This is a genomic window from Bacteroidales bacterium, assembly GCA_021648725.1.
Classification (GTDB): Bacteria; Bacteroidota; Bacteroidia; order Bacteroidales; family JAADGE01; genus JAADGE01.
This window is the reverse complement of record JAKISF010000024.1, coordinates 29418-53585: the sequence shown is the minus strand read 5'-3', so window position 1 is coordinate 53585 and position 24168 is coordinate 29418. Positions and strand designations below refer to the sequence as shown.

The window sequence follows — 24168 nt, the reverse complement described above, 5'->3', positions numbered from 1 at the left end:
TTACCCCCTATATATACCGTAAAAATAAATACTATTTTTAAAAAGCAAAATTTCAAAGAACTTTTTATTATATTTTTCTTATTTTTACACAGTTATGATTAATCCTTAACTAAACGACATTGATTCTGCTATATAAGAATTATACCGTTTTTTGTTCTCCTCAAAAAAAACTGCATTATCAATTTGTAATATTTTTTTGTTTACAATATTTTCATTATTTTTCGAATTTAATGCAAAGAAACCATAAATGAAAATTGCGAAATTTTTTATAGTTTATCTATTTTTAAATATCACAAATTTTATTTCGGCACAAACTATCCCTATTCCGGAATTAAAAAGCCCTGTTACTGATTTAACCGAAACCCTAAGCCAAATTGAGATAATTCAATTAGAAAACAAATTATTGAATTTTGAGAAAGACAGTTCAAGGCAAATTGCTGTATTAATGTTGCCTACTACCGGAGAAGAAAGTATTGAAGAATATTCAATTCGATTAGCCGAAAAATGGGAGATAGGGTCAGCAGAAAATGATGACGGTATCATTCTTTTAATTGCAAAAAACGACCGAAAATTAAGAATTGAAGTCGGCTACGGACTCGAAAATAAAATCACTGATGCAGATGCTGAATACATTATTGATAACATCATAACACCGGAATTTAAAAACGGTAACTTTTATAACGGAATTTATAACGGAATTGATGCAATTTCAGAATCAATAAAAGGAAATATTAATATTCAAGAAACTTTTGTCGAACTTAAAGTAAAAGAAAAGCCTGAAAAAGAAACAAAAGATGTTAGTATGCTGTGGTATGTAACAGCTATTATATTAATGTCGTTAACAGCTTTTATGCCATATGTTTTTTTAAAGAAAGGTATACTTTTTTACCTGATACTAATGATATTGATAGTCGGAATTAATCTGTTATTAGGTTTCTCATCCGGATTATTACTATTTGGTTTTATCTATTCCGTATTTTCTGTATTCCCTATTTTAATTATTTTAATAATAAAGACAGCTGCATATATTTGGGGAAAGAGAACCGGAAATGATCCGTCAGGTTTTTTCTCAAGAAGTTCGAGTTCTCATCCAGGTTCGTCAGGAAGTTGGAGTTCTTCTTCCGGTTCGTACAGTTCGGGCTCATACAGTTCAAATTCATCAAGCAGCTCAAGCTATAGCGGAGGAGGGGGCAGTTTCGGAGGAGGCGGTGCAACCGGTTCGTGGTAAAAACAAACAGATACATTTTAAAATAAGTTTATATGAAAAAAACAATACTGATAATAATAACATTAATAATTTGCAACCTTTCTTTTGCTGAAAAGATTCCTATTCCTGACCTTAAAGGTCCGGTTACTGATTTAACATATACGCTGTATGATTTTCAACTTAAGAACATTGAAAATAAACTAATGCAGTTTGAGCAAAATAACAGCGGGCAAATTGTTGTGTTTATGTTGCCTACAACAGGCGAAGAAAGTATAGAGGAATATTCAATACGATTAGCTGAAAAATGGAAAATAGGATCGGCGGAAAACGATGGCGGAATAATTTTACTGATAGCAAAAAATGACAGAAAACTCAGAATCGAAGTCGGATACGGACTTGAGGCAATAATAACAGATGCCGAAGCACAATACATTATAGATAATAAGATAACTCCTCAATTAAAAAGCGGAGATTTTTATGAAGGCATTGACGCCGGGATTGACAGAATTATCGGATTAATTTCAGGAGTATTGCCTACTGTTGATGAAATTTCAGAGATTAGTACTCCTGAAAATTCTTCCGCAGATAATTTGATTATAACTTTATTTATTATAATAGTGCTGACAATGTTTGTTCCCTACTTTTTGCTTAAATCAAAGTTTTGGGTAATGTCTTTGGTTATTATCGGAATTTTAGGAATCCAATTGCTCGCAGGAATTATTAGTAATGATTTTAGTGTGGCATACGCATTTATGTGGGCTACAGGCTTTATAAATATAATTCCGTTTTTAATTAATTTGATCGGAACATTAACAGGAAAAAAGAAATACTGGAACTTTTCAAGCGGAAGCTCATATAGTGGCGGCTCTTATTCATCAAGTAGTTGGAGCTCCTCATCAAGCAGCTCAAGTTCAAGTTACAGCGGAGGCGGAGGCAGTTTCGGAGGCGGAGGAGCTTCGGGTTCTTGGTAATTAAAATTAAAAAATAAAGAAAATGAAAAAAATAAAATTTACCGAACAAGAAAAACAAAATATTAAAGAAGCGGTAAGAAAAGTCGAAAAAACAACTTCGGGAGAAATAGTTACCTTTTTTGTAAAAAAAAGTGATAATTATAACGGAACGGTTGCATGGGCAAGTCTGTTTGCAAGTATTTTATTCCTTATAATTATTAATGCTCTTTCTTACTTCTGGCTTTTGCCTTTTAAGTTTAACATTCTTAATTACAGTATTTTCCAGATTGTACTCATGGGTTTAACATTTATTTCGGTAAGTTTTATTCCGTTTATTAAAAGAGTATTAATAAGTTCGAAAAAGAAAGAAGAAGCTGTTCATAAAAAAGCAACCGAAGCTTTCATAAACGAAGAAGTTTTTAATACGAAAGACAGAACCGGAATATTAATTTTTATCAGCGAATTTGAACACCGGGTAAAAATTATTGCAGATTCCGGAATTAATCAAAAAATTGAAGATAAGGAACATAAAGAGCTTGTAGATACTATTGTTTCAGGAATAAAAAAGAATAAAACAGCCGAGGGAATAATAACGGCCATACATTTGTACGGCAACCTCTTGTTAAAAAATGGTTACTCAATTAAACCTAATGATACTAATGAACTTAAAAATGATATAATAATTGAAGAATAAATAACAGAATATTTTTTATAAAAAAGTTTCTTTATTAATTTGCAACATATTATTTAACAATTCTAATTTAGATAAAATGAAATTCTTTAAAATCATTTCAACATTAATTTTTCTTATTTTGTTTGCATGCAAATCTGAAAAAACAGACAAAATACAAAAAACAGATACCGGAGATAACAAAAAAATAAATACCGAACTTGTTAATGCAAGTGACTCGGCAGTTGTTATTGCTGACAGCATAATGTATATTACAAATGTTATTAACCCCGAGCCCTCAGAAGAATACTATATGAAAGATTGGCTGGGAGGTGCAAAAACCGAAATACTTGCAAACCATATTTTTAAAGCCGTATATGACGGAAAACTCAAAGCATACGAATATACTACGGGTAAAGAAATGACAATTGAAGAAGTAAAGGAGTTAGATAGTCAATACAGCCGAAAAGATATAGGACAAATATTATTTACTGAAGATTGGTATTTCGATGAAAAACAATTAAAAATGTATAAACAAGTAAATTCAATAATGCTGGCCTATTTCAGATATGACGATGAAGGAAATATTATAGGAAATAAAGCCGGAATAAGAGTTTACCTTAACGGAACAAAACCGATGAGAGGTGCTTTGGATTATTAATAATCTCTTTCCGGAATATATAAGCAGCAAAATAAATTATTTTTTTACTTTTTAACTTGATGTACCACCATACCTAAGTATTGTACTTCCTTTGTATTAATAATTTAATCTAATTTGAATAAAAAGCTGAAAATAACCGGAGCATCCGAATATAACCTTAAAAATATTAATGTCGAAATTGAGCATAATAAAATTACTGTTGTAACCGGTGTTTCAGGGTCAGGAAAATCATCTTTGGTTTATGATATTATCTGCAACGAAGGGCAAAGACGTTACCTTGAATCATTTTCAACGCACGTAAGACAATACTTTAAACGGCTTAATCGTCCCGAAGTCATTAAAATAACCGGGTTACCGCCTACAATTTCAGTTAATCAAAAAACTGTTATTCGCAATCCGCGTTCAACGGTCGGAACAATGTCTGAATTGTACGATTATTTACGATTACTGTTTGCTCGCTTAGGAAAACCTGTACAACCTGCCAAAAAAAAGATTGAACGCCGATTATTTTCATTTAATTCACATTACGGAGCTTGTCCCAATTGCAAGGGCTTAGGTGTAGAGGATAAAATTGATGTTAATAAACTCATTGAAGATGATTCAAAAACTTTACGCGAAGGAGCATTAGTTATCACAACACCGAGTGGTTATACCGTTTATTCACAAGTTACCATTGATGTAATGAATCAAGTCTGCAATGCACACGGGTTTAACGTAGATATTCCCTGGAAAAACTTAGCAGAAGAACAGAAAAAGATAATACTTTACGGAACCGATAAAATAAAAGTTCTTTTCGGAAAACACTCTTTAGAAAGTCGTATGAAATGGAGCGGTATTACCGTAAAACCTCGTGAAGAAGGTTTTTATAAAGGAATAATTCCGGTAATGGACGACATCCTTAAAAGAGACAGAAATAAAAACATATTACGATTCGTTACAACGCAAAAATGTTCGGTATGCAAAGGTAAACGACTGAATAAAGATGCTTTAAACGTAATGTTTTACGACAAAACAATTGCCGATTTTACAGAACTGAATATTTCAGAATTACATCACTTCTTTAAAATAACCTTATTTGATTCTGAGAAAAAGAACATTGTAAACCCTGTTCGCAATGAAATTTTAAAACGAACAGATTTACTTTTACGCCTCGGATTAGAATATTTAACTTTAAACAGAGAATCAACAACACTTTCGGGCGGAGAAGCACAACGAATAAGACTGACAAATCAAGTTGCATCACAACTTCGGGGAGCTTTATTTGTTTTAGACGAACCTTCAATCGGTTTGCACCCGAAGGATAATAAAAAGTTGTTGTCAGTATTGCAAGAACTTACCGCCAACGGAAATACGGTTTTAATTGTTGAACATGATGAAGATACAATCAGAAATGCCGACCGGATTATCGATATAGGAACTTTTGCCGGTATAAACGGCGGAAACTTATTGTTTTCCGGCAGTATGAATGATTTTCTGACAAAAGATATAAAAGACAGCATCACACACGATTTTCTTTCCGGAAAACGGCAAATTAAAATTCCTTTACAAAGACGAAAAGGAAACGGTAAATTCATTAAAATAACCGGAGCATCTCACCATAACTTAAAGAATATTAATGTTGAATTTCCGCTTGGTGTGTTAAATGTTGTAACCGGGGTTTCGGGTGCGGGGAAATCAAGTTTAATTCATGATATTCTGGCAAACAAATTAAAAGCCGAATTGCAAGAAGCAACAAAATTGGTTATCGGAAAGCATATTGATATTCAGGGTGTTGGGCATATTTCAAAAATCATTGAAATTAATCAGTCACCCATCGGCAGAACGCCGCGAAGCAACCCCGCAACTTATACAAAACTGTTTGATTATATAAGAGATTTATTTGCCGATTTACCCGAATCAAAAGAAAAAACATGGAAAAAAGGTCGCTTTTCTTTTAATAACAAAGGCGGAAGATGTGAAACCTGCGAAGGTGCCGGTGTACAACAAATAGGAATGCACTTTATGGGAAACGTGAGCATTATTTGTTCTGAATGTAACGGAAAACGATTTAATAATGAAACACTTTCCGTTAAATATAATAGTAAAAGCATATACGAAGTTCTTGAAATGTCCGTAAATGAAGCTTGCGAATTTTTTAAAGACCAAACGAAGTTGATGCAGTATTTATCAACTTTGAAAGAACTGGGCTTGGGATATATTACACTCGGACAACCGGCAACAACGCTGTCTGGCGGTGAGGCTCAACGCGTTAAATTAGCTTCCGAATTAAGTAAAAAAGCTAAAGGGCATACACTTTATATTCTTGATGAACCAACCACAGGCTTGCATTTTTATGATATTGAAATTTTGCTGAAGTCATTAAATAATTTAGTCGATGCAGGAAATACGGTTATTATTATCGAGCATAATATCGATATTATTAAATCGGCCGATTATGTGGTTGATATAGGTCCGGGAAGCGGTTATAAAGGCGGTAAAATTATTGCAGTAGGAACCCCCGAAGCACTTATTGAAAACAAAAAATCAGTTATCGGAAAAGAATTAAAACAAATATTTGAAAATAAGCATTCTAAATCAATTAAGAGAAATCATTTTAATACATCAAAACCGATTGAATTTAAGGGGGTTACAACGCACAATTTAAAAAACATTAATGTTTCTATTCCTGTTAATAAACTAACTGTTATTACCGGTGTATCAGGAAGCGGAAAATCTTCTTTGGCATTCGATACAATTTTTGCAGAAGGTCAGAAACGTTATTTCGAAAGTCTTTCAACCTATTTGCGAACTTTTATAAAACAAAAAGAAGATGCTTCTTTTGAAGAAGCAAAAGGAATTACGCCGGCAATTGCAATAAACAGTAAGTCGAAAACACAAAATCAACGATCAACACTCGGAACACAAACAGAAATTTATGATTATTACAGACTTCTGTTTTCAAGAGCGGGAACAACTTATTGTTCCGATTGCGGAAGCAAACTTAACAAAAGAAGGTGCAGAAAATGTAATTCAGAAGAACATGAAATTTTAACAAGTTCAATGTTTTCATTTAATCATGAACAAGGAGCTTGTTCTACTTGCAAAGGTTTGGGTTACAGTATTGTTTGCGATGTTGAAAAATTAATTTCAAATCCTGAACTTGCTTTCGGGAAGGGTGCAATGAGCGGGCATAAAACCGGTAAATTTTACGATGATTATTTCGGTCAATATATTGCAATTTTATATGAAGTCGGTAAAACACACTTAATTGATTTTACACTTCCGTGGAACAGGCTAAGCTCTGATGCACAGGATATTGCAATGTTCGGAACAGGTAAGCAAACTTATGATGTTGATTGGAAATATAAACGGAAAAATGTTGAAGGCTCACACAAATTCACGACAAAATGGCTTGGGTTTTTAAAACTTGTTAATGAAGAATTTGAAAGAAAACATGCAGATAAAAGAGGCGACAGCATGCTGCCGATTATGAAACAAGAACAATGTAAAATATGCAAAGGAACACGTCTTAGAAAAGAGTCAACTTCGGTAAAATTTGCAGAAAAAAATATTGCTGAACTATCAGCTTTATCGGTTAAACAAAGCATTACTTTTTTTAATTCGCTTGAAAATATAATTAAAGATAAAGGCACTCTGAAGATAATTAAAAATATACGTGTCGAAGTTCTGAACAGATTAAATGTTTTAAATGACATCGGTCTTTCGTACCTTACAATTGACAGAAGAAGCAATACATTATCCGGCGGAGAATCAAGGCGTATGCAACTTGCAGGACAACTTGTTTCGGGTTTAACCGGCATCACTTATATTTTGGATGAACCGAGCATAGGGCTTCATTATAAAGATACGAAAAAACTGATAAACTTATTATACAAGCTTCGTAATGAGGGCAATACGGTAATTGTTGTTGAACACGATGCTGATATAATTTCTTGTGCCGATAATATTATTGACCTCGGACCCGGAGCAGGAAGCGGAGGAGGGGAGATAGTTGCAGAAGGAAGCCTGCAAAATATTATTTCTGCATCAGGCTCATTAACAGGTAAGTATCTGAGAAATCCGATAAGTTTAAATTTTAAGAAACGAAGATTAAGCAAGGGTATTTTAATTGAAAATGCTTATGCCAATAATCTGAAAAATATTAATGTTGAGTTTCCTTCGGGCGGAATTACGGCAATTACAGGTGTTTCGGGAAGCGGAAAATCAAGCCTTTTATTTGATGTGCTTTATAAGTCGGCAAATGCAAAACGTCCGGTAAATTGTAAAAATATTAAGGGTTTTGAAAAGTTCAGTAAAATTATTTATGTTAATCAAAACCTTCCGGGAAAAAGTGCGTCAAGCAATACGGCAACTTATATCGGCTTTTTTGACATAATCAGAACTTTATTTGCAGAAGAAGAATCGGCAAAAGAACAAGGCATTAAAAAAACGGATTTTTCGTTTAATACAAAAGGCGGAAGGTGCGAAAACTGCAAAGGAACAGGAAAGATAAAAACCGCAATGGATTTTTTGGCAGATGTTTATACAATTTGTGAGGAATGCAAAGGAAAAAGATTTCAGAATAAGGTGTTGAATATCAAATATAAAGATAAATCAATTTTTGAAGTTATGCATCTTACGGTTTCAGAAGCAAGTAAGTTTTTTTCAGATAATAAAAAGCTATTGTCTTATTTTTATGTGCTTTCGCAAATCGGACTTGATTATTTAACACTCGGGCAAAGTCTTAACACATTTTCCGGAGGAGAATTGCAACGTATAAAATTAGCTTTATCATTATCTGAAAAGCAGCATGGTAAAACCCTGTATTTATTTGATGAACCGACAACCGGGCTTCATTTTAAAGATACGGAAACGCTTTTAAAACTAATGGATTATATGTGCGATAAAGGAAATTCAATTATTCTTACCGAGCATAATCGAGATATTATTCGTTATGCTGATTATGTAATTGAATTGGGTCCGGAAGGCGGTAACAACGGCGGACACCTTATATCAAGTGATGATTTGAGTCAGTTTTTTATATAATTGAAGCAATAAGCATTTATTAATCGTATAAAATGTTATGCTTTGTTGTATTTTTAAGTTTACCTTTAAACTTTCGTTCATAATTCAAATTAAAAGTTATGTTTTCCGAAAAAAATATTTATTTTTGATAATGCTTATGTTATAAAATTAAACTATAAAGTGTTATATAATTCTATATTTAATTCGAACAGAAAGAAACTTGCAGTTTTAATAGATCCTGATAAACAATCGAATGACAGGCTTGCATTTGTTTCAGAGAAATCGCAGAATGACGGTGCAGACTTTTTTTTGGTAGGCGGAAGCCTTGTTTCTTCCGGTTTGGATGATACAATTGAAATTATTAAACAAAATTCAGACTTGCCGGTTATACTTTTCCCCGGCAGTATTTTGCAAATTTCTGATAAAGCAGACGGAATTTTACTTCTGTCCTTAATTTCGGGAAGAAACCCGGATTTATTGATAGGAAATCATGTAATTGCCGCACCTTTTCTTAAAAAAAGCAAATTAGAGATTATTTCAACCGGTTATATTTTGGTTGACGGAGGTAATAAATCATCTGTTGAATATATGAGTAACACAAAACCTATTCCGTTTAATAAACCTGATATTGCCGCTGCTACTGCAATTGCCGGAGAATTAACAGGTAATAAATTAATTTATTTGGAAGCCGGAAGCGGTGCAATAAATCATGTTGCCGAAGAAATGGTTAAAGAAGTCAAAGGCTCTATTAATATTCCGTTAATTGTCGGAGGCGGATTTAAAGATGTTGAATCTGTTGAAAAGGTTTGCCGCTCGGGAGCAGATATTATTGTAACAGGAACTGCTTTTGAAAGAAAACCGGAGTTAATTAAGCAATTTTCAGAGAAAATCCATTCTTTTTAATTGCTTAGTTCTATTTCTTGCAGTTTAAAATCAAGTTTTGTTGAGTTTTGAAGCTCTTTGCCTATTTCATATATTAATTCGTCATCATTTTCATACAGCCAAATTATCTTTATTTCTTTTTCGGCATCTTCATTTTTTTCTAACAAACTCATTAACCGATTAATTTGTATTGAAGATGATGAGTTTAAATATTCAAGTTGTAACTCTAATTTGGTGCATTTATTAGGATTTGTAAGATACTTTTCAAACCAAAGTATTATTTGTGAATAAAATTCGGCTGTATTAACTGTTATTGATTTGCCCGAAATTTTAAAAATATTTTTTTGTTTATCTAAGATAACTTCCGGTATAAGTTTTGACTTGTGAATTTCTAAAGGTTCTAACATACGTTTTGTTTTTGGTGTTATTCTATAGTAGGTTTTTATGTGTGTTTAATTTTGTTTTTAGATTTTGCGTTTAACAATTAAAATTCTAAATCAAATTCTTCGGCATTAAATTTTTTCACATCAAATTTCAGAGTATTTGAATATTGAAATTCTTTGCCCGTTTCTTTCATGGCTTCATCATCTTCGTCATATAACCATGTGATTTTTAGCTGATTACCCTTTTTGTTTTCTGAGAATAAGAATATAAGATTTGATATTTGAAGTGCCGATGAAGAATTAAGATACTCAATATAAAATATTAAATGTGTGCTTTTGTTCGGTTTTTTAAAATATTCTTTAAACCAATTCAGTATCGGGGTATAAAAATCATGTGCATTTTCAACAATAGATTTTCCGGACAAACAGAAAACCCCTGATTCTTGATCTAATACTACTTTAGGAGAAAGTGAGTCCTTTTTTATTATTATCGGAGCAAGCATTTTTTAATTTTTTAATTACTATAAAATTTAATTATTTTAGTGGTTATATTTCAAAATTAAAGTCCTCATTTAAATCAGCGTTGTAACTTTTTAACTTAAAATTAATTTCTGTTAATTGTCTGAACTCTTCTCCGCTTTCTTTTGCTCTTTCATCCTCTTTATTATATAACCATTTTATGCTCAGTATGTTTTTTTTATTTCTGTTTAGTTCAAATAAATTTATTATTTTAATAATTTGCAAAGAAGAGGGGGAATTCAAATATTCAATATTAAAAACTAATTCAGTCGTTTTATTCGGGTTCTCAAAATATTCTTTAAACCACTTTAATATCGGTGTATAAAAATTTAAAGCATCTAAAATAATCGACTTTCCCTTAACATGAAAAACATTGTTTTCTTTATCTAGGATTATTTCGGGTGTTTGCTCTGTTTTATTTAAAATTATCGGTTTAAACATTTTTTGTATTCTTTTTTTGAAAACAGAGTTTTATATCTCAAAAAAGTTTTTTACAGAAAACTATTTAGTGTGCCGAAATTTTTATTGTCAAAATTGAAAATCGAATTCTTCAAATTCTTCATTTTCAAAACCTTCCAGTTCGAATTTAATCGAAGTTGAATGCATTAACTCTTCTCCTCTTTCTTTAGACATTTCATCTTCACTATCATATTTCCAAGTTATTTTTAAATTAATGCTATCATTTTTATTATGTTCAAATAAAAAAATCATCTTCATAATTTGTAAGGAAGATGATGAATTTAAATAATCTAAGTTTAAAACTAATTCGGTACTGTTATTCGGGTTTTTAAAATATTCTTTTAGCCAAGATAATATAGGAGCATAGAATTCATGTGCATTTTCAACTATTGATCTGCCTGAAATTTGAAAAACACTATTTTCCTTATCCAATATTACTTCAGGTGTATTTTCGGTTTTTCCTAAAATAATTGGTTTAATCATATTGCCTTGAGTATTATAAATATTCAGAACTAAAGATGTCAGAATTCTTCAGCCGGGTATTCTTTAATCTCAAAATCTAATTTAGATACTAACTTAATTTCATCTCCTCTTTCTTTTGACATTTCATCGCCTTCCTCATACAGCCAATTAACCTTAACTTTTTTGTCAGTTTCATTAATTTTCTCTAATACCATAATAATTTCCATAATTTGCCTGGCAGATGAGGAGTTAAAATATTCTAAATCAAAGGTAAAATCGGTAAAATTAATCGGTGATTTTACATATTCTTCTAACCAGTTGTATATCGGCGAATAAAATTCTCCGGGGTCTTCAACTATGGATCTCCCTGCAATTTTAAAGGTACTGTTTTCTTTATCCAGAATAACTTCCGGACTGTTTTTTGTTTTTTCTCTTATAATAGGTTCCAACATAATTAAAAATTAACGGTTAGTGAAAAGAAAGAATAATCATCATTTACTTCTGTGAATTCATATTTAATATCATCGTCTGTTTCGCGAGCTAGGTCAATTAATCCCAATCCGGCACTTCCGGTTTTTGTCATTTTTCCTTCACGAAGAAATTTTCTGTATAATTCGTTTAATTCATCACGAGTTTTACTGTTTACCATATCAATTTGAGATCTTAAATTTTCAATCTCATTATTTGCGATAAAATTTCCGGTTCCTATATGAAATTTATTGTTATCAAAACCGATTTGGAATATTCCTTCATGTTTATCATTTATTTTATAGCTGTGTTTACTTATGTTTTGAAGTATTTCAACTAAAAAATGAAATATTTTTTTGTGCACTTTTAAAGAAACACTTTGCATATTTTCTTCTACCATCCTGAGCATAGGTCCTACTGCTTCTTCAGAAAAATCTCCTTTATGCATCATTAAAATGTTTTCTTCTGCAACCATTTCCTGAACAAATTTTGCATCTGATAAAGGAATGGGGTCAAAACCGTCATCAACAGAAGCATTTTTTAATTCAATTTGCATAAAAAACATAGATTGTTTATCATCTACTTTAACAAAATCAAAAGGTAATTTTCCTTTAGTTTTTCTTACCATTTCAATAAAACCTAAGCCTGCTCCTCCTTTCTCATTTATTTGTTTATTGGTAAGAACTTCTCTGTAAAGCATATTTAACTCTTTCTTTTCGAGGGTATTAACTCGTTCAAGTTTTTCTTTTACCGTAGGTATCTTATCGTTGTCAATTAAGTTTGCGGAGATAATATAAAATGTATCGCCTATATTTCGGGTCATGAAAAATTCACTTGTTTCATCAAGATTTATATTGTCTTCTTTATCGGCATACCTTGATATATTTTGGAAGCTTTCTATCATTAAGAATGATAATTTATTTCTGAGCCTGTCATGTTCTTCTCCCAAATTTTCTTTGAAAAGTTGTGTTGCCATAGTAAGAACATTATTCGAAAAACTTCCTCTGTAACTGAAACTTATATTATCCTTTTCCAGTAATTTGTAGAAATCAAATATTGTTTTTGTAGTCATAGTATTTATTTATTTGTCGTAAAAATATTACATTAAGAGTTAAAAAGAAAATTTTTTTTACTTAATATGCAATTTCGGTGTTTAAAAATCATTTTTTTCTAATAAAACAACATTTTCAACATGGTGTGTATGCGGAAACATATCAACGGGTTGCACCTTAGTTACTCTGTATTTTTCGGCTAACAGTTCAATATCTCTTGCTTGTGTTGCAACATTACAACTTACATAAATAATTTTTTCAGGAAAAGCATTTAATATTGTTTCTATAACTTTTTTATGCATTCCTGATCTCGGAGGGTCAGTTATCATAATATCCGGCTTGTTTTTTTCGGAAATAAACTCATCTGTCAAAATTTCTTTCATGTCTCCGGCATAAAATTCAGTATTGTTAATAGAATTAATTTCTGAATTAATTTTTGCATCTTTAATTGAATCTTCTACATATTCAATTCCTATTACTTTTTTTACGTGTTTTGCAATGAAATTTGCAATAGTACCTGTGCCGGTATATAAATCGTAAATTGTTTCGCCGCCTTTAAAGTTTGCAAATTTTTTTACTACATTATATAAATTATATGCTTGTTCAGAATTTGTTTGATAAAATGATTTAGGGCTTATTTTAAAAATAATATCATCCATTTTTTCTGTAATATATTCCTTCCCCTTGTAATGAAGAACTTCTTGATCTGTGATGCTGTCGTTTAGCTTTTCATTAACTACATAGTTTACAGATGTGATTTCAGGAAACTTTTCGGATATTGCATTTAACAACTTTTCCATTTTTTCTTTATCATTATGAAAAAAAGTAGGAATTATCATTACTTCGCCGGTTGTACTTGTTCTGATTATTAATGTTCTCAGGAATCCGGTTTTTTTGTAATGATTGAAAAAATCATAATTGTTTTTAACAGCAAAATCTCTTATAAACAGACGAATACTATTTGATGGTTCTGCTTGCAACCAACATTTTTCGATATCTAAAATTTTATCAAATTTACCGGGTATATGGAAGCCGATGCCTTTAAATCGTTCAATTTCTATATCAGAATCTACTTCCTCTTGTGTTATCCAACGAGAGTTTGTAAAAGTATATTCTAACTTATTTCTGTAAAAAGTTATCTCAGGTGCTTTCAAAATAGGCATTATTTCCGGAAGCTCAATCTTTCCGATACGTTTTAAAGTTTCGATGACTTGTTTTTGTTTGTAATGAACTTGGTCGTCATAACTTAATTGTTGCCTTGTGCAACCTCCGCAAATACCGAAGTGTTCACAAAACGGTTCTGTTCTTTTTTCAGAATATTTATGAAACTTTACGGGATAGCCCTCTCTGTAATTTTTCTTTTTTTTGTTAATCTGAACATCAACTATGTCTCCGGGAACTGTTTTACTTACAAAAATTGTTAAATCGCCCTGTTCGGAATTAATATTTTTTACTTTGCCTATTGCTTTGCCTTCAAGAGCAAGGTCAATTATTTCAACATTTTCATATTTAGGAAATTTGCTTCTTCTTCGTCTTGCCATTTTATACTTAACTTAATAAATTTGTTAAGTGCAAAGATACAATTTAATTGTCAAATTTAGGGTCTATATTTAGAAACAAGTTGCCAACAGCAACCTCGTTAAATTTAACAATTATTTTGTTATGACTCTGTGTTTTAAGTTGATAAATATAATAAATTCCCCTCAATCCTTTATTTGACGTCAAATAAAAGATTGAGGGAATCAACTTTACACATTTGTAGGAATCTACTATTTAAATTTAAGGTAACATCTAAACAATTTTATGAAATGTTTGGTATGCTAATTTAAAAGTTCCCAAGCAATACCTGTCCAAACTTTTAACTTACTGTCGGTCGTATCAAAATATATACTTCCTATTTGCGGGCTTGTCGGAGGGGCTGATAAAACCGGAGCATTAAGTAATTGTGTCGCATTTATAGTGCCGCCGGTAAAAGTTCCGGTTCCTATATCCAGGTTATCGTTTGCCACATCAGGACTTATAGTATTTGTATTTCCGTCTCTTTGCCAATATTTTGCACCTCCGTTTGCTATTACAATTGGGTCTATATCCCATTTTACGGATAAGTTATCTCTAAGTGCTTTTCTTTCTGTTTCCGAAACAGCATTTGAGTAAATCATAATTTCTGCAAAATCACCGTCCCAAAAACCGACATTTGTATAATCTCCGCAACCCAATTTTAAATTTGCCGTTCCGTCAGAGATATCAGTTACAGGATTGTTGGCTGTTGCAACTAATACTCCGTTTATATATAACTCGAATGGTTTTCCCGGAGTCCATACGAATTCGGCAATTTGATAATCGTCAAGGTTCATACTCATATTTGTGTAAGTGTAACTTCCCCATGTTAAATCTTCAAACAAAAAGTTATTAGAGTTACCGAAGGCAAACTCTCTGTTGTCCGGAGAGGTTAAATATTTAGATAATATAGCCATTCTTTTGGTATCTGCCGGTTTAACAACAGCAATTATTGTCAGTCCCTGCAAGTTATTGTGGAGTTCTATGTCTCCGGCACTCATTACATCATTAATACCGTCAAAACGAACAACGTTTTTATTATTTTGAATACCTGTTTTTAATACAGGTTCCTCTCCGCTGAGGGCTGAAAATATATGTCCGTTTGCCAGATCTGTCCAAGAAGGTATTGCTGTGCCGTCAGTTCCGCTTAGTTGTGATGCATCCAGCCAGCATTCTAAATTGGCAATATCTGTCGGCGTTTTTTTGATTGTCAGATTTTTTTCTCTTACTATTCTTATTAAGCCGTTAATTTTTTGTAATTCAACGTAACCTCCCGGAGCAATAACTCGTGTTTCGGTAGAACCATCGATTGTATGTCCGTTAGGTATCCCAAATAATCTGTTTGAGCCGGTATTAAAAAACATTCTTGAAGAGCCTTCAGGAAAATCTGATATATCAGCAGGTAAGGTAACATTAACATCTCCGGCATCCGTATTTACAAGCAAATAGTCAAAATTCCAGTTATCCGTAGCAGTATAATCAACAGATGTTGTTATAACTATAGGTATATACCTTCTGCTGTCTTGAATTTTTAGCCATTCTGTTCCGCTGTCTGACTTTATAAAGAAACCTTTTCCTATACTTACTATCTGTGCAGGGTTGTCTCCGTCAATATTTTGTCCTCCGGTTGTCTGTATATTCAAAATGCCATCGCCGGAGCATTTATAAAGTCTCAGATAAAATCCTTCTTTAGCTAATGTAGCATCAGGAATTGTAATGGTAGTTGTGGTTGTATCTGCCATGATATAATAAATTTTATTTAATTCGGTTATGACTGCACTTCCTGATGTTGCATCTAAATGTGTTATGGGCTCTAATGAATTATCAAAAAGATTGTATTTTCCCGAAATTCCTAACCATCTTGAATCTAAACCGTCGGCTGTGGACAGTATGTATTTATTATCATCGGTATAAATTGCGGCAGAAGATTCGTATCTATAAAATGTTTCATTTGAAATTACATAGCATAAATCATTATCGTTACCTCCTGCTGCTTCTGCACTTGCTACGTCTGCATATTTTTTTATGTCTTGTCCCAGTAATTGCCAACTTGTTCCGTTGTAATAGTAGAAACCTTTCGTACCGTCGGTTTGATATACAAGTAAACTTGCGGCAGGTGTAGTTATACCGTTTTTTTGAAGTTCTGTTAAGCGAGGCAATAGGATACCTTGATTTCCTGCATTGCTTTTTATATCTAAAATTGCAGACGGGTCGGCATCGGTCCCGTCATCATTTACGGCTATTCCTTGTGAAAAAGAAATGTTAGTTTGTAAGAAGATTGCCAAAATAATAGTAAATGTTAATTTTATTTGTTTCATGACTTAAATATTTATAGGGTTAATATCTTATTTTTTTAATATAATTTTGTTTCTGTATGAGTTTCCGTCAGATAATTTTATTTCCAGAAAATATACTCCGTTTGACAATTTTGATAAGTCAATTTCATTGATTGATTCAGGATGATTATTTAAATAACATATTTTTCCGTCGGTTGAATTTATTTTTACGGATTCAAACAGCACATTTGAATTATTTATGAATTTAATATATCTGTTTGTAGGATTCGGGTATATTTTTATAGATTCTGATAAATTGGTTATAATGTCTGATGCGGGTAAGCGAAAAGTAAGAAAAAATCTATTTTCATTTTGTCCTCCGGAATAGTTGAATTTGTAAGAAATATCTTCGCTAAGATCAGTATAAGTATTTTCTTGTTTGTCAACTAAAAAAACATCATATTTGAAGAAGTTTAAATCTTTAATTTTTATATCATATTCGCCTTCACTTGCTTTTACTCCCAATTTTATAACTGTGTTAGGCAGTATAACAGGCAGGGAGTTAATAGCTGTTTTTTTATAATCTGTGCCGATAATATATATCTGAGGTATTGTTTCGTCAAACGGAAACAGTTTCCTTGCATCAAAATCGGGATCAAAACCGTTTGTTGAGTTATCAATAATACGAACAATTGTTTCATCATGCTTATCACCTGCAATTTGAAGTTTTATATATTCATCTGAAGGTGTTTTATAAAATGTTTGAACAGCATGTGTTCTGTATGTTTTATTTAGGCTTAGAACTACATTATCAGTATTTGTTTTAACAAAGAAACCCTGTCCCATCGGAATTTTTCCGTTAGCATCTTCAGTTCCTACACCATATGTGCCTCCTGTTGACGGGACATAATATCTGTAATTACTTTGGGCTCCGTCTCCTGTTTCATCATCAAAAAAATATATTGCATTTTCTGCACCGACAGGAACAGCTCCTCCTGAAACTGCTGCATCCCAATCTAATACGGATGTATAAGGATTGCCTATAAGATTCCAACCTTGGTAATCTAATGTTCCGGAAGTATACATTCTCAGAGTAATATTATAATCTCCGACATTTATTTTTCCTTCGTAAGGAATTGTTGTATCGTAGTAGTAATAGGCATATCCGCGAGCATTTTCCAGGTTTGTATTCCAAGCTTTCCACGGATTAAAATCTCCTGTTCCTGCCCAGTCCATTGATGCGTCCCACCACATAAAATTATTGGTATTAAAGAGTGTCAGCGGCGCAGAATCAATCGGGGATGATATATAGTGCCATCGGTATCCCGTAAGGTATCTGTTTACGGTAGCATCAACATTTTCTGTATATGATATCAAAGAGCCGTCCCCCAAAGAACTTGATTCAATTGAAATTTCGTTTGTTCCGGCATTGTTGGTAAGTGTATCAAGAACAGTTAAAGCTCTGTTTTCCGGAATTTTTAATATGTTTCCGGTATTGTTTACGGTTAAATTGCGTGTAATTGTGGGACTTGCGGTATCGCCCGTAACAGTCATACTCCCTGTTCCGTTTAGGATTAAATTGCCGTATGCCCAATTATTAATATTTTGGTTATTTCCGTCATAAATAACGGTACTTGAAGCATTTATGTTTGTGCTTCCTATTGTAAATGTTCCTGATGTTAAGTTTAACTGAGAGCCTGCATTGAGGTTAAGTTGTCCTGTTACGGTAATATTTGTTCCGTTTGTTTTAAATGTTCCTGAAGTTCCGTTTCCTATTGTTATATTTCCGGGTATTTTTAAGTAAGTGCCTGTTGAAACTATAAAATTTCTGTTATCGGGGATTTTAAGTTCCGTTTGAGCTTCTGAGGTAAAGGAAACCAAGATTGAAATAAAAAACACTGTCAAAACAGCCGTAAGTTTTTGTTTTTGTAATGTTTTCATTTTATATTTTTTTAAATGAATAAATATTTTATGTTTAAAATCATTTTCAAAGTTATATATTTGCAGATATTATTTTTACAGTAAAAAGTACCATATAAAACAGCGTTTATAAATTGGGTAATAATACTCAGAACTTTATTTCTTATAATAGAAAACGAGGATGATATATTCACCCTCGTTATTAATTAAAAACTATCTGCTGTTATGAAAAAACTTAATTGTTTTGTTATTTACGGATAATAAATTTTTCTGTATAAGTTTTATTGTTGCTGTCTGTCAGTTTTAAAAACCAAATTCCGTCGGAAAAGTTTCTAAGGTTTATTGTCGTTGTTTTATTGTTTAGCTCCGAAGAGTAAACAGTTTTACCGGTAACTGATAAAATTTCTATAGTTTTGGTTTCTTCGGATAAATAATTATTTATGTATTTTACGTTTAAGAAATCTTTTGCGGGATTCGGATAAATTTTTATTTCATTTAAGTCATAATCACTAATGTCAGAGTATGTATTCTTGTAAGTAAGAACAAATCTGTCATTGTTTTCTCCGCCTTGATGTTCAAAGGTGTATTCTTTATTTTGAATAATATCAATATAGTTTTTAAGGTAGCTGTCAAATAAGTATAATTTGCCGTCAGTATCCGGAAGAGTAAAATCTTGTATGTTTATACTGTATTGACCGGCAGGGGCTTTAAATCCTATGAAAAGTTTTGTGTCTTTATTTATAGCAGGTATTGAGTTTATTGCAATTTTCTCATCATTTTCTTTGTTGTAACTATATATTTGAGGTATATCTTCGTTACCGGAAAACAGTTTTATTGCATCATATTTTCCGTCAAAATAAGGAGATGCATCTTTTACTATTCTGTATATCAGTTCATCAGACTTGTTATTTCCCGTAATTTGCAATTTGATTATTTCTAAGGTTTTATTTTTGTAAAATGCTTGTGTGTTATGATTTCTGTATGTATTGTTAATTGTTAAATTTACATTATCTGTATTTGTTTTAATAAAGAAAGCTTGTCCGAGAGGGATTTTACCTGTAGCATCTGCTGTTCCTACACCGTATGTACCGCCTGTTGAAGGAACATAATACCTGTAATTGTTTTGTGAACCGTCACCGGCATCATCGTCAAAAAAGTATATTGCATCTTCGGCATCTGCAGGAACAGCACCGTCGGCTACTAAAACATCCCAATCTAAGATAGAAGTGTAGGGGTTTCCTATTAAATTCCAGCCTTGATAATCGGATAATCCTGTTGCACTTGTTCTTAATGTAATTGTGTAGTTGCCGACATTTATATTGCCTTTATATTCGATAGTGTCTTCATAAAAATAGTATGCGTAACCTGTTGCATTTTGCAGGCTTGTGTCGGATACTCCTTTCCACGGAGTGTAATCTCCTACTCCCGTCCATTCGATTGAGGCATCCCACCAGAGCAGATTGTTTGTATTAAAAAGGCTGACAGGTGCAGCATCAATAGGAGAAGAAAGATAATACCATCTGTTTCCTGCAATATATCTTTTTACTGTGGCATTAATATTTGGACTATTACTAATTAAAGAGCCGTCTCCTGAGGTATCTGATTCTATAATAATTCCGGAATAACCTACATTATTAATAATCGTATCTGTTACTGTAATAGCTTTATTTACAGGTATAACTAAAGAATTTCCCGTATTGTTTATTGTTAGATTTCTGCATATTGTAGGAGTTACATTATCTCCGGTAATTTGCATTATTCCGCTACCGTTTAAAACAAGGTTTCCGTAGTTCCAATTACATATTAGCATATCGGTTCCGGAATATGTAACAGAACTTGTGTCGTTTAAGGAAGTGCTTTGTGCATTAATATTGCAATTTGTCATATAAATACCTGCACTGTTATTTAAAATTAAATTTCCGGACACGTCTATCGTTTCATCAGAACAATTTAATATTCCTGATATGCCTTCTCCTACGGTCAAGTCTGTTCCTATATATAAGTATCCTCCTAATTGAATATCTAAACTTGCCCCATCTCTAATTAATAACGAATTACAAGAGTCTCCGAGGGTATTTATTACGGGAAAATATGTTGCAGTACCTTCAATAATAACATCGGTATTTATATCCGGAACTGTACTGTTTGACCAATTTGCCGTATTATTCCAGTCTGTGTTGCTCCCTCCTGTCCAGTAATTTTGTGCATTTACGTTAACATTTAACATTATTATACTTAAAAATAATAAAGTGCTTTTTAATCTGAGATTGTAAAATAAGTTTTTCATGACTTTGAGATTTAAATTTATATAAATAATTAACAGTTTCTTTTTATACAAATATAGACTGTTTTCAAGCTGTTTTTAAGGGCGGAAAAACCTAAATTACAGTATATTTCTAATTGAGTATTAATACCTAACAGGTTTTATGTATAAAAAACGAGGGTGAAAATTGTATTCACCCTCATCAAACTAAACTTTGTTGAATTATGAAAATCGTTTTGTGCAGCGTTTAGTTTATCATTTCTTTATAAATCTTTTAAAAGAAAGAATTACACTGAAAAATGTTTTTGGAATACTTTCTATTTCAAAGTCTTCGCCGTAGATATCTGTTATCATTTTTACAATTGAAAGACCTATGCCGGATCCGTTTTGTGCGTATTTGTGGTTGTTTATTTGGTTAAAGTCGTTAATTTGCATAACTTCTTCTTTTGATAAGCCTGATCCTTGATTTTTAATTTTAAGGATATAGCTGCCGTTTTCAATGTATGTATTTATAGATATTTTTTTTCCGGAAGAAGAGAATTTGACAGCATTATCTGTCAGTTCTTCAATTAAAAGTCTAAATAAGTGCTCTTCTATTTTTAATTCAACAGGTTCTGTCGAAATTTCAAAATCTTCTTTTCTGTGTTTAAATTTTTCTAAATCAGTTACTTCGTTAATAACTTTAACTGTATCTATATAATCGCAGTTTCTCATTTTTTTTATTCCGGAAATGTTTGTTGAATTCATTCTTAATTCAGAATAGATTAAGTATCTTTTAACCAACTTATGTAACCTTTTTCCTCCGCTATATATATTGTCGGCAATCTTTTTTATATTATCTTTTGAAAGTACATGTACTTGTGTCTTTAAGTAATCTGAAAAGCCGATAACGGCATTTAATGGCGTGTTTATTTCATGGTACAGAATATTAGTAATATCTGCTTTTATTATTTCGTACTTTTTTTCAAATTCTGAATATTTCTCTAATTTATTTTCCGTTGTTGTTACTAAATCGTCATAATCAACCGGTTTGGTAAGATAATCCTCAACCCCCATATTCATTCCTTTTCGAATATCCTCGTTAGTAGAAAGAGCTGACAAAAATATTATCGGGATTTGTGCTGTCATAGGATTCTTTTTCAATTCTTGGAACATTTTATAACCGTCTATTACCGGCATCATTATATCTGAAATTATTATGTCGGGTAAATTGTTAACAGCCTTTATAAAACCATCTAATCCGTTGGCAGCTTCAATTACTTCAAAATTTTCCATTTTAAATAAATCAGTCATTTCACTTCTGATTTGCTGATTATCCTCAACAATAAGTATTGTTTCCATAGAATTTTTTTTAATTAATTATTGGTTAATTAACACACTAATGACTCTGAATTCTATTCTTCTGTTTTTTGCACGAGCTTTAGGGTTATCCTCACCATTTTTTAAAACTTCCGGTACAATAGGACTTTCTTCTCCGTAGCCTTTTGCAATAAGCCTGTTTTTATTGATACCCTTTTGCATTAAATATTTAACAACGCTTTCTGCACGTTTTTCAGATAATGCTAAGTTGTATCCCGAATCGCCTATTCCGTCGGTATGTGCACTAACCTCAATTACTATATCTTTATTTTTTTCCATAACTTTATACAGAAAAGTATCTAAATAGAGTTTTGATTTTTCTGTTAAGTCCCATTTGTTGAATTCAAAATATATATTGTGCAGAGTAACAGGATTTTTTTGCACGGGGATAATTGTCAGAGATTTTAAATCAGATTTATTGTGAATTAAATTATCAGAGTTTAGAATAAGAGACATTGGTGTATAATTTTCTTTTTCAATTGTCAATTTGTAATTCTGATTTTTATCAATTTTAAAATGAAACTTGCCGTTATTATCGGTTGTATCGGTTGCTAAACAAATATATTTACCGTTATCGTTGTTTTTAATATGCAGTTTAACTATTGTGTTAGCAGATATCTTTTTTATTTTGTTTTTTGCTTTTTTGTTTTTTGCCAGTTCGTTGTAAATTTGTTTGTCAGTTTCAAAAATAGTATCAGAAATTTCAATTATTTTTTTATTTATAACTCCGTATTTAAAAATATCATAACAACAATGTCCTGTTTGCGTATTTATGTTACTGTCTCTGTTTGAGACAATAAAGCCGGCTGAATTATTTTTAAATTGTGTAAACCAGATATCATCAAAAGAGGAATTTACAGGTTTACCCATATTTTTGGGAGGAATCCAATTTACAAGTTCACCGAATGTTTTATAAATATCATATCCTCCGTATCCGGAATGTCCGTCAGAACTAAAATAAAGGGCTTTTGTATCATTATTAATATTCGAGGTAATTTCATTTCCGGGTGTATTAATGTAACTTCCGGCATTAACAGGAGTTTTATATTCTCGGGTTGTTTTATCGTAAACCGTATACCAAATATCGGTTTTGCCGTATCCTCCGGGTCTGTCGGATACAAAATAAATGACATCAAGGTCGGGATTGTAACATTTGCCTACGGCAGGTTGTGTTGATATATATTTTTTCAGGTTAATTTTTTCATTTAGTTTTTCCGGTTTTGACCATTTCCCATTTTTAAATGTACTTACATAAATAGAGCTGTGTATTCTTCCGTATATGTCTTTTTTTCCTGCGGCAAAATAGAAACGTTGTCGGTCATCAGAAAAAGCCCCCCCGGACATACTTAATTTTTTTAAGTTAATAAAAGGTTTAGGAGCGGGGAAGCCACCTTGCCAATAGTTGCCTGTTAATTTTGCAGAGTAATATTTCTCATTCGGTAAATTGCGGGTATTAATGTTTATTACGGGAACAGAGTCTATCATATATGAAGTGTATATTAAAGTAGTGTCATTCCAGATTACGGGAGATGCTTCTTTATATGAAGTATTAATTGATTGATTTAATTTTTGTATCGTGATTTTTTCGGAATCAGATTCTGATAAAAAATCTGCATCTTCGCATCCTTTAAGCTCTTTCTCGACTAAAAAAAGTTCTTGATTTTGTTCATTTTTTTTTAGTCTGTATATAAACTCATCTATATATATTTGAAAACAAACGGCAGCACTGTCAAAGTTTTCTTCAGCTTTTAAAGTTTGTCCGTATTTAAAGATTGATTTGGGGTATTTAAATTTATCTTTTTTATAGACAATGTAATAAAGAGGTTTTGCTTTTTTATAATCTTTAACGCTAAAATAAAGGTCGGCAAGTTTATATGCAATGTCAAAGTCGTCTTTTTTTCGGTTGTAATATTCCGAATAATATTTTATAGCAGTTATATCATCGTTATATAACTCCGCACTTTGAGCATAGCCTTTTAATTGCCAGTCTTTAAGTTCTTTAAAGTTGTCTGTTTGAGAAAAACAAATTTCTGCATATAAAAAAACAACAGTGAATATAATTAGTTTTTTCATGAT

At 31.9% G+C, this 24168-nt stretch carries 18 protein-coding genes and 1 pseudogene; 7 read left to right on the top strand and 12 right to left on the bottom strand.

Features of this window, described 5'->3' with window-relative positions:
- The first annotated feature begins 247 nt into the window (after positions 1–247).
- The 7 genes and pseudogenes from L3J35_09755 (at position 248) to L3J35_09725 (ending at position 9395) form a co-directional block, all read left to right on the top strand.
- Positions 248–1228, top strand: coding sequence for a TPM domain-containing protein (locus tag L3J35_09755; protein ID MCF6366470.1), 981 nt, complete (start codon positions 248–250; stop codon positions 1226–1228).
- Between the two features lie 32 nt (positions 1229–1260).
- Positions 1261–2178 (top strand): TPM domain-containing protein, encoded by a 918-nt coding sequence (locus L3J35_09750; GenBank protein MCF6366469.1) that lies wholly within the window; start codon positions 1261–1263, stop codon positions 2176–2178.
- Positions 2179–2200: 22 nt separating this feature from the next.
- The gene (locus L3J35_09745) at positions 2201–2851 is read left to right on the top strand and encodes a hypothetical protein (GenBank protein ID MCF6366468.1); all 651 of its coding nucleotides are present in this window, start codon (positions 2201–2203) and stop codon (positions 2849–2851) included.
- Positions 2852–2927: 76 nt separating this feature from the next.
- Complete coding sequence (locus tag L3J35_09740) at positions 2928–3488, top strand: hypothetical protein (protein ID MCF6366467.1); 561 nt, start codon at positions 2928–2930, stop codon at positions 3486–3488.
- Between the two features lie 114 nt (positions 3489–3602).
- Positions 3603–6011, top strand: a pseudogene (gene uvrA, locus L3J35_09735) (excinuclease ABC subunit UvrA).
- Between the two features lie 516 nt (positions 6012–6527).
- On the top strand, positions 6528–8513 hold the full coding sequence (uvrA, locus tag L3J35_09730; GenBank protein ID MCF6366466.1) for an excinuclease ABC subunit UvrA: 1986 nt from the start codon (positions 6528–6530) through the stop codon (positions 8511–8513).
- Positions 8514–8672: 159 nt separating this feature from the next.
- Positions 8673–9395, top strand: a complete 723-nt coding sequence (locus L3J35_09725; GenBank protein MCF6366465.1) for a geranylgeranylglyceryl/heptaprenylglyceryl phosphate synthase — start codon at positions 8673–8675, stop codon at positions 9393–9395.
- On the opposite strand, the gene L3J35_09720 is transcribed toward L3J35_09725, so the two are convergent.
- The 12 genes from L3J35_09720 to L3J35_09665 form a co-directional block, all read right to left on the bottom strand.
- A complete protein-coding gene (locus L3J35_09720) occupies positions 9392–9781 on the bottom strand; it encodes a DUF1987 domain-containing protein (GenBank protein MCF6366464.1) in 390 nt (129 codons plus the stop codon). The genes L3J35_09725 and L3J35_09720 overlap by 4 nt on opposite strands.
- A gap of 77 nt (positions 9782–9858) precedes the next feature.
- Positions 9859–10260, bottom strand: coding sequence for a DUF1987 domain-containing protein (locus L3J35_09715; GenBank protein MCF6366463.1), 402 nt, complete (start codon positions 10258–10260; stop codon positions 9859–9861).
- Between the two features lie 43 nt (positions 10261–10303).
- Positions 10304–10717, bottom strand: coding sequence for a DUF1987 domain-containing protein (locus L3J35_09710; GenBank protein MCF6366462.1), 414 nt, complete (start codon positions 10715–10717; stop codon positions 10304–10306).
- Between the two features lie 87 nt (positions 10718–10804).
- Positions 10805–11218, bottom strand: coding sequence for a DUF1987 domain-containing protein (locus L3J35_09705; protein MCF6366461.1), 414 nt, complete (start codon positions 11216–11218; stop codon positions 10805–10807).
- A gap of 38 nt (positions 11219–11256) precedes the next feature.
- The gene (locus tag L3J35_09700) at positions 11257–11649 is read right to left on the bottom strand and encodes a DUF1987 domain-containing protein (GenBank protein ID MCF6366460.1); all 393 of its coding nucleotides are present in this window, start codon (positions 11647–11649) and stop codon (positions 11257–11259) included.
- Positions 11650–11651: 2 nt separating this feature from the next.
- The gene (locus L3J35_09695; GenBank protein ID MCF6366459.1) at positions 11652–12737 is read right to left on the bottom strand and encodes a SiaB family protein kinase; all 1086 of its coding nucleotides are present in this window, start codon (positions 12735–12737) and stop codon (positions 11652–11654) included.
- Positions 12738–12818: 81 nt separating this feature from the next.
- On the bottom strand, positions 12819–14258 hold the full coding sequence (gene rlmD / locus L3J35_09690) for a 23S rRNA (uracil(1939)-C(5))-methyltransferase RlmD (protein MCF6366458.1): 1440 nt from the start codon (positions 14256–14258) through the stop codon (positions 12819–12821).
- Positions 14259–14537: 279 nt separating this feature from the next.
- Positions 14538–16592 carry a LamG domain-containing protein gene (locus tag L3J35_09685; protein MCF6366457.1) on the bottom strand — a complete coding sequence of 685 codons (2055 nt, stop codon included), beginning with the start codon at positions 16590–16592 and terminating at the stop codon, positions 14538–14540.
- Between the two features lie 27 nt (positions 16593–16619).
- Positions 16620–18491, bottom strand: a complete 1872-nt coding sequence (locus L3J35_09680) for a T9SS type A sorting domain-containing protein (GenBank protein MCF6366456.1) — start codon at positions 18489–18491, stop codon at positions 16620–16622.
- Positions 18492–18717: 226 nt separating this feature from the next.
- On the bottom strand, positions 18718–20757 hold the full coding sequence (locus tag L3J35_09675) for a T9SS type A sorting domain-containing protein (GenBank protein ID MCF6366455.1): 2040 nt from the start codon (positions 20755–20757) through the stop codon (positions 18718–18720).
- Positions 20758–20988: 231 nt separating this feature from the next.
- On the bottom strand, positions 20989–22074 hold the full coding sequence (locus L3J35_09670) for a hybrid sensor histidine kinase/response regulator (GenBank protein ID MCF6366454.1): 1086 nt from the start codon (positions 22072–22074) through the stop codon (positions 20989–20991).
- An 18-nt stretch (positions 22075–22092) separates the two neighbouring features.
- On the bottom strand, positions 22093–24165 hold the full coding sequence (locus tag L3J35_09665) for an OmpA family protein (protein ID MCF6366453.1): 2073 nt from the start codon (positions 24163–24165) through the stop codon (positions 22093–22095).
- Between the last annotated feature and the right edge of the window lie 3 nt (positions 24166–24168).

Excerpts from the sequence above, each read along its gene's own strand:
- L3J35_09750 (MCF6366469.1), top strand. The coding sequence starts at position 1,261 with ATGAAAAAAACAATACTGATAATAATAACATTAATAATTTGCAACCTT.
- L3J35_09755 (MCF6366470.1), top strand. The coding sequence starts at position 248 with ATGAAAATTGCGAAATTTTTTATAGTTTATCTATTTTTAAATATCACA.
- L3J35_09720 (MCF6366464.1), bottom strand. The coding sequence starts at position 9,781 with ATGTTAGAACCTTTAGAAATTCACAAGTCAAAACTTATACCGGAAGTT.
- L3J35_09740 (MCF6366467.1), top strand. The coding sequence starts at position 2,928 with ATGAAATTCTTTAAAATCATTTCAACATTAATTTTTCTTATTTTGTTT.
- L3J35_09670 (MCF6366454.1), bottom strand. The coding sequence starts at position 22,074 with ATGGAAACAATACTTATTGTTGAGGATAATCAGCAAATCAGAAGTGAA.
- L3J35_09705 (MCF6366461.1), bottom strand. The coding sequence starts at position 11,218 with ATGATTAAACCAATTATTTTAGGAAAAACCGAAAATACACCTGAAGTA.
- L3J35_09700 (MCF6366460.1), bottom strand. The coding sequence starts at position 11,649 with ATGTTGGAACCTATTATAAGAGAAAAAACAAAAAACAGTCCGGAAGTT.
- L3J35_09680 (MCF6366456.1), bottom strand. The coding sequence starts at position 18,491 with ATGAAAACATTACAAAAACAAAAACTTACGGCTGTTTTGACAGTGTTT.
- L3J35_09695 (MCF6366459.1), bottom strand. The coding sequence starts at position 12,737 with ATGACTACAAAAACAATATTTGATTTCTACAAATTACTGGAAAAGGAT.
- L3J35_09675 (MCF6366455.1), bottom strand. The coding sequence starts at position 20,757 with ATGAAAAACTTATTTTACAATCTCAGATTAAAAAGCACTTTATTATTT.
- L3J35_09715 (MCF6366463.1), bottom strand. The coding sequence starts at position 10,260 with ATGCTTGCTCCGATAATAATAAAAAAGGACTCACTTTCTCCTAAAGTA.
- rlmD (MCF6366458.1), bottom strand. The coding sequence starts at position 14,258 with ATGGCAAGACGAAGAAGAAGCAAATTTCCTAAATATGAAAATGTTGAA.
- L3J35_09665 (MCF6366453.1), bottom strand. The coding sequence starts at position 24,165 with ATGAAAAAACTAATTATATTCACTGTTGTTTTTTTATATGCAGAAATT.
- L3J35_09710 (MCF6366462.1), bottom strand. The coding sequence starts at position 10,717 with ATGTTTAAACCGATAATTTTAAATAAAACAGAGCAAACACCCGAAATA.
- L3J35_09745 (MCF6366468.1), top strand. The coding sequence starts at position 2,201 with ATGAAAAAAATAAAATTTACCGAACAAGAAAAACAAAATATTAAAGAA.
- L3J35_09685 (MCF6366457.1), bottom strand. The coding sequence starts at position 16,592 with ATGAAACAAATAAAATTAACATTTACTATTATTTTGGCAATCTTCTTA.
- uvrA (MCF6366466.1), top strand. The coding sequence starts at position 6,528 with ATGTTTTCATTTAATCATGAACAAGGAGCTTGTTCTACTTGCAAAGGT.